We start from the raw sequence: 12,097 nt of genomic DNA, 5'->3' as shown, positions 1-12,097 counted from the left end.
TCAGGGTCTGCGCCAGACGAAGCCGTCCCGGGCGATCATCTCGTCAGCCTCGGACGGACCCCAGCTGCCGGACGGATAGTCGCACGGGGGAGTGTCGGACTCTGCCCAGAAGTCGAGCACCGGATCGAGGATCTTCCACGCCAATTCGACCTCCTCGTGCTGGGGGAACAGCGGTGGATCGCCCAGCAGGACGTCGAGGATGAGCCGTTCGTAAGCCTCTGGGCTTGCCTCCGTGAAGGAAGATCCGTAGGCGAAGTCCATCGTGACGTCGCGGATCTCCATCTGGGTGCTCGGCACCTTCGCGCCGAAGCGCAGGGTGACTCCTTCATCGGGCTGAATACGCAGGACGACAGCGTTGGTACCGAGGGCCGCGGTGTCGGAGAACGGCAGGTGTGGGGCTCGTTGCAGGTTGAGGGCTACCTCGGTGACCCGTCGCGGCATCCTCTTGGCGGTGCGCAGGTAGAACGGCACTCCTGCCCACCGACGGTTGTCGATGATCAGCCGGACGGCTGCGTAGGTCTCGGTGCGGGAGTGCGGATCGACGCCGTCCTCCTCGAGGTAGCCGCGTACCCGTTCTCCTCCCTGACTACCGGCAACGTACTGCCCGCGGCAGGTCTGGGTGGCCATGTCTTCAGGGGGCTGGATGGCGGCCAGGACCTTGGTCTTCTCGGCACACAGCTGCTCGGCGTCGAAGCTCGTCGGCTCCTCCATGGCGGTCAGGGCCATGAGCTGTAGCAGGTGGTTCTGGATGACGTCACGGGCAGCACCGATGCCGTCGTAGTACCCCGCTCGTCCCGCAATGCCGATGTCCTCAGCCATGGTGATCTGGACATGGGAGACGTAATGGTTGTTCCAGATGGGCTCGAAAATCTGGTTGGCGAACCGGAACGCCATGATGTTCTGGACGGTTTCCTTGCCCAGGTAGTGGTCGATGCGGAAGACCGACTCCGGGCTGAACGCGCTTCCGACGATCTCGTCGAGGTCTCGCGCGCTTTCCAGGTCATGGCCGAAGGGCTTCTCGATGACGACCCTGCTCCAATGGGAAGAGTCGTGGCCGGTCATGCCGTGGCGCTTGAGCTGGCTCACCACGGACTCGAAGGACTTCGGCGGGATCGACAGGTAGAAGGCATGGTTGCCTCCCGTTCCGCGTTCCTCGTCGAGTTCGCGGATCGTGCCTGCCAGTCGCTCGAAGGCTTCGTTGTCGTCGAATTCGCCGCGAACGAACCGGATTCCCTCGAGCAGTTGTTCCCACACCTCCTCGCGGAAGGGGGTACGAGCGTGCTCGGCTACCGCGTCATGAACGACCTTGGCGAAGTCCTCGTCCTCCCAGTCGCGTCGGGCGAATCCCACCAGCCCGAACCCTGGTGGTAGCAGGCCGCGGTTGGCCAGGTCGTACACGGCCGGCATGAGCTTCTTGCGTGAGAGGTCGCCGGTGACACCGAACATCACCAGGACGCACGGGCCTGCCACGCGGGGCAACCTGCGGTCGGCTGGATCGCGTAACGGATTGATGCGATCGCCGCGCAGCCTACTGGTCGCTCTGGTGGTGCTTCCTGAAGCGTCTCGACCCGCCACCTCACCCGTCCTTCCGAAACCGGTTGTCATGTTGCGGAACTGAGGTTCCACCAGCCCAACGGTAGTCGGTCGAGCTGTCCGGCTGGTTACCGTGTTCAGCGACAGGCGGACGGATATGTCCCGTTGCCGCACTCGACGATGAGGACATCCGGGGCAGGAGAGCCTAAAATCGTGAGGACGACCTTTCGCGGCACACCCTGTCTCACGGGTGTACCACGCCCAGAGGCGGCCTCAGCACATCTTCCAATTTCGAAGGACACCGTGAGCAACCAGACGACGCACGTGGCGACGGCGCCAGCCTCGCAGCGTCCCGACCCTGTCGAGACGAAGGTGGAGCAGACGCAGGAACGTACCCGACTGTCGGCCCGTGACGTCGTGGGTGCTTACATCTCCTTGACCAAGCCACGCATCATTGAGCTGCTTCTGGTGACGACCCTGCCAGTGATGTTCCTGGCGTCCCACGGGTTGCCCAAGCTCGGGCTGGCTGTCGCGACGATGCTTGGTGGTTTGCTTGCTGCGGCGAGCGCAAACGTCTTCAACTGCGTCATTGACGCCGACATTGACGAGAAGATGCGCCGGACTCGGCGTCGCCCCCTGCCGCGCCATCAGGTGCCGCGCCGGAGTGCCTTGATCTACGGAGTGGTCCTCGGTGTCGTGGCCACCCTCGTGTTGGGATTCGGCACGAACTGGTTGTCGGCCGTCCTGGCTCTGGTTGCCAACCTCTTCTACGTCTTCGTCTACTCGATGCTCCTCAAACGTCGTACCTGGCAGAACACGATCTGGGGTGGCATCGCTGGATGCTTCCCGCCCCTCATCGGCTGGACAGCCGTCACCGGACATCTCGGCTGGGAGCCCCTCGTCCTCTTCCTCATCATCTTCTTCTGGACACCGCCGCACACCTGGGCATTGTCCTTCCGCTACCGTGAGGACTACCAAGCCGCCGGTGTGCCGATGCTCCCGGTGGTCAAGGGGGCACCAGCGGTCGCCATCCAGGTTCTCGTCTACACCGTCGCCACCGTTGCGATTTCCCTGGTGTTGTGGCCGGTGGCCCAGATGGGGTGGATCTACGGCGTCGTCGCAGTACTCGCAGGGGCGATCTTCATCCTCGAGGCCATCCAGTTGCTGCGTCGTGCCAACGCTGGTCTACGTGACGCTCTGTTGAAGCCGATGCGGCTGTTCCACTGGTCGAACACCTATCTGTCTCTGCTCTTCCTGGCCATCGCGATCGATCCGCTCATCCATCTGTGACGGTCAAGGTCCTCAATTGGCCTTCCCACGAGGCCATCGACGAGTACAGGAGCCGTCGGGGCCGGTGGCGTGGCATGGGAGCGTGATGGCATCCACTCAGGATCCGAGCCTCGCTCCGGCCACCACCGAGAGGAGCATATTTCGGCACCGCCGTGCCACTGCATCCGGTAGCGTCGGATTAAGCAACGTGGCTGTGACAGCGCGTGAACATATGACCCGAGGAGTATTTATGACCACCATGTCAACCATCCGATCGGCTCTGGGCACGAAGGTCGACCAGGCAGCCAAGTTGCTTGCCGACGGCTACTTGTTCCAGGAGAGGCTGCGGGCGTCGAAGGGCCGTAAGGCCGGGGACGGATGCCCCATTGATTTCACCTTCATGGGCAAGCCGGCCACCTTGGTCCGTGGCAGCAAGGGAGTTGACCTCTTTTACAACGCCAAGCGCATGATGCGCGAGGAGGCCATGCCTCTTCCCGTGCGCGGCCCCCTCTTCGGAGCTGGAGCCATTCACGGCACTGACGATGAGGTGCATCAGGCTCGTAAGGACAACTTCATCAAGGTGGTCTACGACGATGCTCAGGTCGAGCGGTTCAAACCACTCATCGAGGACGAGATGCGCAAGGTGGTTGAGACCTGGGGCCGTCGTGAGGGCAACGTCTACGACGACACCGTGGTGGCCTACGGTCGTGCCGTCCTCAAGTGGGCCGGAGTTCCCGGCAGCGACGTCGATCTCGACCCGTGGGCCAAGCGCCTCGGTCAGATCGTCGAGGGATTCGGTCACATGCCTGCCGGACACACGCTGGCCTGGGTGAACCGTGCCCGTTGTGACAAGTGGGCTGCCGGTCTCATCGAGAAGCAGCGCAGCGGCCAGATCAACGCGCCCGAGGGTTCGGCCCTGTGCGAGTGGGCTCGCTACCGCGGCACGGACGGCAAACTCCTCGACGCCAAGCTGGCCGGAATCGAGCTGCAGAACTCCATCCGTCCCGCGATCGCCGTGAGCCGGTTTGCCGCCTTCGCCGCCCGGTTCCTCGTCCTCTACCCCCAGTACCGCGAGGACATTGCTTGCGAGGTAGAGACCTCGGGAACCCTCGTGGACAACGAGCACGCCATTGCCTTCGCTCAGGAAGTACGCCGTCTCAGCCCCTTCGTGCCGATGCTGCCGGCCTTCGCCCGTGAGGACTTTGAGTGGGAAGGCCACCAGATCAAGGAAGGTCAGCGAGTCATCATCGACATACTCGGCACGAACACCGACCCGAGCGAGTGGGAGGAGCCGCTGCGCTTCAAGCCGGAGCGTTTCCTGGGTGTCGAGGACGCCGAGGCCATCAAGGCCTTCATCCCGCAGGGTGGTGGAGACGTCGCCACCGGTCACCGCTGCCCAGGGGAGAAGGTCGCTGTCACGGAGCTGGCTGCCACCGTCTCGGCCCTGTGCCAGCCGGGAATCAACATCGATCCGGGTGACCTGGATTACGATCCCACGATGATGCCGACGAGGCCGCGCAGTGGTGGCCGCGTGCAGAAGGACTGACGCCGAGCACGCTTGGTCGTTCGACGGGCACAGACTTGTAGTCGCACAGACAAACATGGCGGGCGGGCCAGGGAACACTCCTTGGCCCGCCCGCCGTCGTCATGAGTCGTCAGGACCGCTTGAGTACCGGGGAAGGGGTCGGACGCACGCTGCACCACAGGGCCCCAACCGCCGCTGCTGACAGCGCGACGCCCACCATGTGCCAGATGACCAGCCACGGGTCGAGATGGGTGAAGTACTGGGAGTATCCGATGATGGCCTGGTAGATCTCGACAGCCACCAAGGCAATGCTCCAGCGACGCATCATGGCCAGGTGGCGGGTGGTAGCGACGGCCAGGCAGGCGATCGTCAGGGCGACGGTGATCCACACTGAGATGCCATGCAGTCGTGCCACAGCCTCAATGTCGAACCCGGTCCGTGCCGAGCCGGAGTCCCCGGCGTTGGGACCAGATCCGGTTACCACTGTTCCCAGCCACATCACGACGCACATCATCGCCACGGTGGCGCGCACCAACCCCATCGTTAGTCCGTCGACGGCCTCGCTCGAATGAGGTCCGGTCAACCAGATCATCTTGACGTCAACGAGGATGATCGCCACCGACAACAGTAGGTGCAGCGCCACGACGAACGGGTTGAGCTCGAGGAGTACCGAGATCCCGCCAATGACAGCCTGCAGAGCGATGGACACCAGGTTGATCCATGCCAAGGCCATGAGCTGGGCCGTGACGCGGACCCGGTAGCAGCGGACGAGCAGGCCGATCGCCACCGCCACCAGGACGAAGGTCAGCAGGCGGTTGCCGAACTCGACGTAGGAGTGGATCCCCATCGCCTCATGGGGGGTGAACGTCCCGGCGGTGCAATGGGGCCAGGTGTTGCATCCCAGTCCTGAACCGGTTAGGCGTACCACCGCACCGGTGACGATGATGCCCATGTTGGTGACGAGGGCAGCGATGCACCAGCCGTACAAACGGCCATCTCGGGAGGTCATGAGATCCACCTGAACACCTTTCGTGCCAGCAGGCCAAGCAGAATCGCCCAGATCAGCAGACTTGCCAGTGGCGACCAGAGAGTCTGTCCGGCGCCCCAGGCTCGCAGGGACTCCCCGAGCGCAGTGGTTGGCAGGACGGCGATGATGGGGCGAATGGCCTTCGGGTAATCGGTTAATGGCCACAGGATGGCGCCTGCGACCAGACCGACGATGTAGATCAGATTGGCCAACCCGAGGGTGACCTCGGCCTTGAGGGAACCAGCCATCGCCAGGGCCAGGAAACCGAACGCCAGCATGGCAAGGATGACGTTCCCGAGGGCTGGCAACCAGGCCAGAGCTGACCCGTGGGGATGCCATCCCAGTGTCGAGGAGACGATGACGAGCAAGATCACCTGGACCAGGCTGATGACGGAGTAAGCCATGGCCTTGCCGGCCAGCAGGCCCGATCTCCCCAGGGGAGTGGCGGACAGACGCTCCAGCACGCCGTACCTGCGTTCGAATCCGGTCATGATGGCCTGGGACGTGAAGCAGGTCGACCAGATGGCCAGTGCAAGAACCGACGGAGCCAGCAGGTCCATCGTCAGTCCGACTCGGTCGCCGAGAAATCGTCCTGCGACGAGGATCCCGATGGGGATGACGAGGGCCAGCAGCAGCTGTTCACCATTGCGCATCACGAGGCGAATCTCGGTACGGGCATGATTGCGGATCCGCGCAGCCGCCGGTGCCGCTTGCGGTGCGGGGTGAAGGTCTAGTGTCGTCACGTCAGTTCCTCCCCGCCGCGCGGTCACTGGTGTGTGTCAGGAAGACGTCTTCCAGACTCGCCTCAACGGTGAGCTCCGGCACCGTCCCGTGGACGGCGACCTTTCCCCGATCGACGATCCAGACGTGGTCGGCCAGCCGCTGGGCCTCGTCCATGGCATGGGTGGTGAGGACGACGGAGACCCCGTCGTGTCGCATCTGCTCGATGATGTCCCAGGTGTGGTGACGCGCGTGGGGATCCATTCCCGACGTCGGTTCATCGAGGAAGACCAGCTGGGGACGTCCTATCAGGGCGGCAGCGAGGTTGACGGCCTGCTGCTGACCACCGGAGAGACGTCGGTATGTGGTGCGCACGAAGGGCGTGATCGCCAGGGCGTCGATGAGGAGATCGGGATCGATCGGGTCGGCATGCAGACCTGCCATGTACTGCAGCAGCTCACCGGCCCGAATACCGCTCCAGGCGCCCGCGCTTTGCGGCATGAGACCAGTGGCGGCGGTGGCCTCGGAGCTGCCCGGGGCGTGGCCGAGGACGTCGATACGCCCGGAGTCGGGGGAGACGAGAGAGGTGCAGCAGCGCATCATCGTCGTCTTGCCCGCACCATTGGGGCCCAGCACAGCGGTGATGGCGCCGGTGGCGGCGGACAGACTCAGCCCGTCGAGGGCCGTGACACGACCAAAGGTGACCCTCACGGCGTCGAGAATCAGAGCTTCTCTCGGAGCGTGAGGGTCACCACTCGGGGTCAAAGGGGTTTCTGGCACGACGGCCAGTGTAGAACCCTTCCATCAGTCACAGCCCGCTGCCAGCCTCCTTGGCGACGTCGTCGTACTCGTCGTTGCCGCCGGCTGAGTCAATCCGCATGCCGTAGAAGGAGCGGTAGACGAAGAAGCAGGCGATGAGGAAGAACACCGCAGCGAGGATGTAGGTGAGCGGTCCGGCACCGATCGACACTGCCAGCTCGACGGCCAGCAGACCGAAAAGGGTTGTGAACTTGATGACCGGGTTCAGGGCCACCGAGGAGGTGTCCTTGAACGGGTCACCGACGGTGTCACCAACCACGGAGGCATCATGCAACTCGGTGCCCTTGGCGTCCAGGTCAACCTCGACGATCTTCTTCGCGTTGTCCCAAGCGCCGCCTGCGTTGGCCATGAAGATGGCTTGGTACAGGCCGAAGATAGCGATCGAGATCAGATACCCGATGAAGAAGTACGGATCGACGAAGGCGAATCCCAAGGCTGCGAAGAACACGCCCAGGAAGATGTTGAGCATGCCCTTCTGGGCATACTCGGTGCAGATCTGGACGACCTTCTTGGAATCCTCGGTGGAGGCCTTCGTGGCGTTCTCGTCAAGCTGCATGTTGTTCTTGATGAACTCGACGGCTCGGTAGGCACCGGTCGTCACGGCCTGCATCGAGGCTCCGGAGAACCAGTAGATGATCGCACCACCGGCGATCATGCCGAGCAGGAACGGAGCGTGGGTCAGACCGAGCTTGTTGACCTCGGCAGCATTCGACAGGCCCTCGGTGAGCATCATGATGATCGAGAAGATCATCGTGGTGGCACCGACGACGGCAGTCCCGATGAGTACCGGTTTGGCCGTGGCCTTGAAGGTGTTGCCAGCGCCATCCTGGGCTTCCAGGATGTGCTTGGCGACGTCCCACCGGGGTGCGAATCCGTACTGCTTCTCGATGTTCTCGGAGGCATTCGGGATCTCCTCGATGGTCGACAGCTCGTAGACGCTCTGGGCGTTGTCGGTGACAGGGCCGTAGGAGTCGACGGCGATCGTCACCGCGCCCATGCCAAGGAAGCCGAAGGCCACCAGGCCGAAGGCGAAGACAGCCCACTTGACCTCGCTCATGGCTCCCATGTCGCCCAAGCCGGAACCGGTGCCGGAGACGAGGAAGGAGATGCCCATGAGGGCGACGATGATGATGCCCAACCAGAATCCGGAGAAATTACCGGCAACCAGACCGGACAGGATGTCCAGGGAGGCGCCGCCTTCGCGGGCGCTCGTGACGACCTCACGGACGTGCCGGGAGTTCGTCGAGGTGAAGGCCTTGACGAGCTCTGGGATGAGGGCGCCGGCCAGGGTGCCGCAGGAGATGATGATGGACAGCTTCCACCACATCGTCCCGTCGCCCATCGAGCCGAGCATCCACCAGGTGGTGAGGACGGTCAGCAGGATCGACATGACCGAGGTGATCCAGACCAAGGAGCTCAACGGCTTCTCGAAGTCCATCTCGGGGACCTTGCCGTAGCGGGCCTTGGCGACCGCGTTGTTGATGAGGTACGAAACAAAGGAGGCGATCAGCATGACGACGCGTACCACGAAGATCCACACCAGCAGCTGGACCTGCTCGGTCTGGTCCGGGACGGCTCCCAGCACGAAGGTGATGAGGGCGACGCCGGTGACGCCGTAGGTCTCGAATCCATCAGCGGAGGGGCCAACCGAGTCACCCGCGTTGTCACCGGTGCAGTCAGCGATGACGCCGGGGTTACGGGCGTCGTCCTCCTTAATGTGGAAGGCGATCTTCATGAGATCGGCGCCGACGTCAGCAATCTTGGTGAAGATACCGCCGGCGATACGCAGGCAGGCGGCTCCGAGGGACTCACCAACGGCGAATCCGATGAAGCACGGGCCGGCGAGGTCACCGGGCAGCACCAGCATGATGAAGAGCATGAGGGTCAGCTCGACGCTGATGAGGACCATGCCGATGCTCATGCCGGAACGCATCGGGATGTCGAAGGTTTCCCATGGGGAGCCACGCAGCGAGGCGTGGGCAGTACGGGAATTGGCAAAGGTGTTGACGCGAATGCCGTACCAGGCGACTCCGAACGATCCTGCCATGCCGATGAGGCTGAACAGCAGGATGATGAGCACCTTGGCGCCCATATGTTCCAGGAACAGGAAGTACACGACGATGACTGCCGCGATGAAGGCCCACAGCAGCATGAGGAACTTGGCCTGCTGCTTGAGGTAGGTCTTGCAGGTTTCGTAGATGAGCTCGGAAACCTCGTGCATCGCCTCGTGGACGGGCAGCTTCTGCAGCTTGGAGTACGTCACCAGACCGAACACCAGACCGAACAGGCAGATGACCAGACCGATCCACAGCAGTGCGGTTCCGGAGACGTTTCCGACTTGCTCATTGAGAGGAGGCAGTTTCAGATTGGCCTCACCACCACCTCCCTTCGGTTCCCCGTCGCTTGAGCCACATCCGGTCAGAGCGAGGGTGGTGAGAAGTGCGGGCAGTGTGCAGCCTAGTAGGCGCTTCATGGGGGAAACCCCCTTGTCAATCGTGTTCACGATCCTGTCTCTTCCCTGAGAACTCTCGTGCACCTGCTTCGGTGCAGGCCTTATCCCCAACGGTATGACTTGCTGGTCACATTGTCAGCAGTCGGGATCACGATGTGCAGAATGTCACCGTGTCGGGCCGGTATCGCTCATGGGTTCAGCGCGTCTCGGCATGCCGGGTGCGTTGGCTCTCTGCACCCGGGGTGTCGGGCGTCAGCGTTCTCAGAGTGATTCCGGCGATCGAGCGATATTGCCCCGCCGTCCCACCGGAGGAGTGCGTGGACCACGTTGACGCACCACAGACGCCAATGGATGATGTTCGATCCCGGGCGTTGGCGGAACTGGACGCTCTCGTGTGCCAGCTTCGACCGGCTCCGCATCGCGATCGTGACCTGGATCGAACGCAACTACCATCGGCGACGCTGACGAGCCCGTCTCGGACGCGTGACACCGGTCGAGTTTGAGATGCTTCGATCACAACAGGCAGCTACCGCCGCCTGAGCTACCGTGTCAACCACACTCGCGGCAGACCCGCGTGTATTGCAGCCACACCTGCTACATCCGCCACCGCTTCGGCACCAAAGGCGCATGCCTATGACGTCCACTCAGCCGCGTGTCGAGGCGGCCATGGCAATCGCCCTCGCCCGACTCGACCACCTTCAGCGATCCGGTGTCTTCACCGGGGCACAGATGGCTCGTATCGCCGGTCGGGTCGCCGCTGATAGGGGTGTGGAAATCGGGGCGTTGAAAGCACAAACCTTGGTTGACTTAACCGTCGATCAGAGCGGGGTATAGACGTGCGAACGATATAAAATCTGTAGTCAAAGAAAGAAGCGTGGTGATGGCGACAACGGAACGCATCACCGAGCCACTCAAGAGTGCTCGGACCAGGAATATCGCGCCGTATGCTTGCATTTCGATGGAAAACGACCGGACCCCGAAGTCGTTGTTGTCACAGATTTCCTGCTATTCCGAACTGATCCAAGCCACCCCCGGCTGGGGCTATGCGGGCGCCTACGCCGACTCCGGTATTCCGAGCGGAAAGCTTCACATACCGTCGTCCCCGTCGTATATGTGGGGGATAATGTCGAGAGTGAATACGTCACTCACCTGAGCGGTGTTCGGGAGTGGAAGGGGTCGGTGAAGTGGTGAGAAGAGTAGCCTTGATGTCAGCCTTGGCGGTTGGGGTCGTCGGCTTATCAGGGTGTGGCGGTCAGCAGGGCGAGACCTCGCCTTCTCCGGAGGTCAAGGTGACCTCGTCGGCAGCGGCTCGCTCTGCATGTCGAGACTCTTCTATGACCTCTCGGGCAGAGAAGCTCACCACCTCGAATGTTGATTCCCTCAAGGGGCACAAGGCGTGGGGCTGTGCAATTGGTGGAGATGATGACGGCGAGGTTATGCAGTTTGAGACCATCACTCAGGCTGACGTCGACTCAATGAAGAAAGCCCCCATTATGGCTGACGTCCCCGTCCCGACGGGATCCAGCTGTGACGTCCCTCACGGTGCCGTGTATCTATTATTCCTTGAGGATGGCCGTATTTTCCAGCATCGGTTGGTCGAGTGTTCGTATCACGACGAGAAGTGATCTGGCCGTTCGCTGTGGTTGTGGCCCGGCTCCGCGTCAACGGAGCTGGGCCCCGTATCGTGTGAGACTCACTCTCGCGCCGTTACTTCAGGGTTTTCAGGATGCTCATGCGCCTCGGGCGGGCCCCGTCGTAGCGCGTATGACCAGTTCCGGGCGCACCAGTCTCTCTCTGAGGAAAACCGCGTCACCGCGCACCAGACCGATGAGAGATTGCACCGCCATCGTCGAGATGAGCCCGACGTCCTGATGCAGACTCGTGAGCGGGGGATCGGTGTACCGCATCAGTGCTGAGTCATCGCTACCGATGACGGAGACGTCACGGGGGACCGACAGGCCCTGTGCGCGGACGGCCCGGATTGCTCCCAAAGCCATGAGGTCGGAGCCACAGATGATGGCGCTGACCCCCTGACCGAGGAGGTCGACAGCCGCATGAGCTCCGCCGTCGACGGAGAACACGGTGTTGCTGACGGTGACCTTGCCATGCCCGCCGAGTCGACGATCCATGGCCGCGCGTACACCTTGTTCCTTGCGCTGTGCCGGGACGTATCTGCGAGGACCCACCGCGAGGCCGATGTGCTCGTGCCCAAGGCTGACGAGATGGGCGATGGCCTGATCCATGGCGGACACGTCGTCGTCACTGATCTGCGGCGTCGCAATGGTGGGCGAATACCCGTTGACAAGCACCAACGGTAACCCGACGTCAACGAGGTGGTGGTAAGTGGACATGTCCGCAGTGGTGTCGGCATGCGACCCTGACATGACGATGATTCCCGAGACCTGACGTGATCGCAGCACCCGGATGTAGTCGTCCTCGCGCATGCCGCCGGGGGCCTGGGTACATACGGCGGTGGCGTACCCCTTCCGCGAAAGCAGGGTCTCAATAGCTTGGGCGTAGCTTGCGAAGGCGGGATTGGTGAGCTCGGGAACGATGAGTCCGACGAGCCCCGTCGTGACGGGCTTGAGGTGGGTGGGGCGCTGATAGCCCAGGACGTCGAGGGCGGTGAGCACACACTGCCGGGTGGACTCTGAGACCGCGGGCTTGTTATTGAGGACCCGGGAGACGGTGGCCTGGCTGACACCTGCCTGGTCGGCGATCTCGGCAAGGGTTGGTCCGCTCATCTCTTCTC

General features: G+C 62.8%; 10 protein-coding genes. 4 read left to right on the top strand and 6 right to left on the bottom strand.

Translation table 11 applies throughout. The features are described from left to right. Window positions 1-1,575, bottom strand: coding sequence for a glucose-6-phosphate dehydrogenase (gene zwf, locus AC6I1W_RS10795; protein ID WP_117188585.1), 1,575 nt, complete (start codon window positions 1,573-1,575; stop codon window positions 1-3). Between the two features lie 261 nt (window positions 1,576-1,836). On the opposite strand from zwf, the gene AC6I1W_RS10790 reads away from it, so the two are divergent. Next, on the top strand, window positions 1,837-2,823 hold the full coding sequence (locus AC6I1W_RS10790) for a heme o synthase (protein WP_065673439.1): 987 nt from the start codon (window positions 1,837-1,839) through the stop codon (window positions 2,821-2,823). Window positions 2,824-3,052: 229 nt separating this feature from the next. Beyond that, complete coding sequence (locus AC6I1W_RS10785; RefSeq protein ID WP_284956412.1) at window positions 3,053-4,348, top strand: cytochrome P450; 1,296 nt, start codon at window positions 3,053-3,055, stop codon at window positions 4,346-4,348. Window positions 4,349-4,457: 109 nt separating this feature from the next. Here AC6I1W_RS10785 and AC6I1W_RS10780 read toward each other — a convergent pair whose 3' ends face one another. Genes AC6I1W_RS10780 through AC6I1W_RS10765 form a run of 4 tightly spaced genes read right to left on the bottom strand, consistent with a single transcriptional unit; the run spans window position 4,458 to window position 9,366 of the window. After that, the gene (locus AC6I1W_RS10780; RefSeq protein WP_065673441.1) at window positions 4,458-5,336 is read right to left on the bottom strand and encodes a COX15/CtaA family protein; all 879 of its coding nucleotides are present in this window, start codon (window positions 5,334-5,336) and stop codon (window positions 4,458-4,460) included. Beyond that, window positions 5,333-6,124 (bottom strand): ABC transporter permease, encoded by a 792-nt coding sequence (locus tag AC6I1W_RS10775; RefSeq protein ID WP_270236718.1) that lies wholly within the window; start codon window positions 6,122-6,124, stop codon window positions 5,333-5,335. The genes AC6I1W_RS10780 and AC6I1W_RS10775 overlap by 4 nt, the downstream gene beginning before the upstream one ends. Then, a complete protein-coding gene (locus AC6I1W_RS10770; protein ID WP_171048536.1) occupies window positions 6,099-6,854 on the bottom strand; it encodes an ABC transporter ATP-binding protein in 756 nt (251 codons plus the stop codon). The genes AC6I1W_RS10775 and AC6I1W_RS10770 overlap by 26 nt, the downstream gene beginning before the upstream one ends. 28 nt (window positions 6,855-6,882) lie before the next feature. Beyond that, window positions 6,883-9,366: a sodium-translocating pyrophosphatase gene (locus AC6I1W_RS10765; protein WP_270236752.1), complete on the bottom strand. Its 2,484-nt coding sequence runs from the start codon at window positions 9,364-9,366 to the stop codon at window positions 6,883-6,885. Between the two features lie 612 nt (window positions 9,367-9,978). On the opposite strand from AC6I1W_RS10765, the gene AC6I1W_RS10760 reads away from it, so the two are divergent. Together AC6I1W_RS10760 and AC6I1W_RS10755 are read left to right on the top strand one after the other, a co-directional pair. Next, window positions 9,979-10,179 (top strand): hypothetical protein, encoded by a 201-nt coding sequence (locus AC6I1W_RS10760; protein ID WP_497743563.1) that lies wholly within the window; start codon window positions 9,979-9,981, stop codon window positions 10,177-10,179. A gap of 500 nt (window positions 10,180-10,679) precedes the next feature. Further along, complete coding sequence (locus tag AC6I1W_RS10755) at window positions 10,680-10,970, top strand: hypothetical protein (RefSeq protein WP_497743562.1); 291 nt, start codon at window positions 10,680-10,682, stop codon at window positions 10,968-10,970. A gap of 105 nt (window positions 10,971-11,075) precedes the next feature. Here the strand turns inward: AC6I1W_RS10755 and AC6I1W_RS10750 are convergent, their stop codons facing one another. Next, window positions 11,076-12,089 (bottom strand): LacI family DNA-binding transcriptional regulator, encoded by a 1,014-nt coding sequence (locus tag AC6I1W_RS10750; protein ID WP_270236716.1) that lies wholly within the window; start codon window positions 12,087-12,089, stop codon window positions 11,076-11,078. Window positions 12,090-12,097: the final 8 nt, after the last annotated feature.

The sequence above is a fragment of the Cutibacterium sp. KB22876 genome, assembly GCF_059728865.1.
This window is presented reverse-complemented; position numbering and strand designations above follow the sequence as displayed.

Bases quoted from the DNA above. Each gene is read 5' to 3' on its own strand.
- AC6I1W_RS10780 (WP_065673441.1), bottom strand. From the start codon at position 5,336: ATGACCTCCCGAGATGGCCGTTTGTACGGCTGGTGCATCGCTGCCCTC.
- AC6I1W_RS10750 (WP_270236716.1), bottom strand. From the start codon at position 12,089: ATGAGCGGACCAACCCTTGCCGAGATCGCCGACCAGGCAGGTGTCAGC.
- AC6I1W_RS10755 (WP_497743562.1), top strand. From the start codon at position 10,680: ATGACCTCTCGGGCAGAGAAGCTCACCACCTCGAATGTTGATTCCCTC.
- AC6I1W_RS10760 (WP_497743563.1), top strand. From the start codon at position 9,979: ATGACGTCCACTCAGCCGCGTGTCGAGGCGGCCATGGCAATCGCCCTC.
- AC6I1W_RS10785 (WP_284956412.1), top strand. From the start codon at position 3,053: ATGACCACCATGTCAACCATCCGATCGGCTCTGGGCACGAAGGTCGAC.
- AC6I1W_RS10765 (WP_270236752.1), bottom strand. From the start codon at position 9,366: ATGAAGCGCCTACTAGGCTGCACACTGCCCGCACTTCTCACCACCCTC.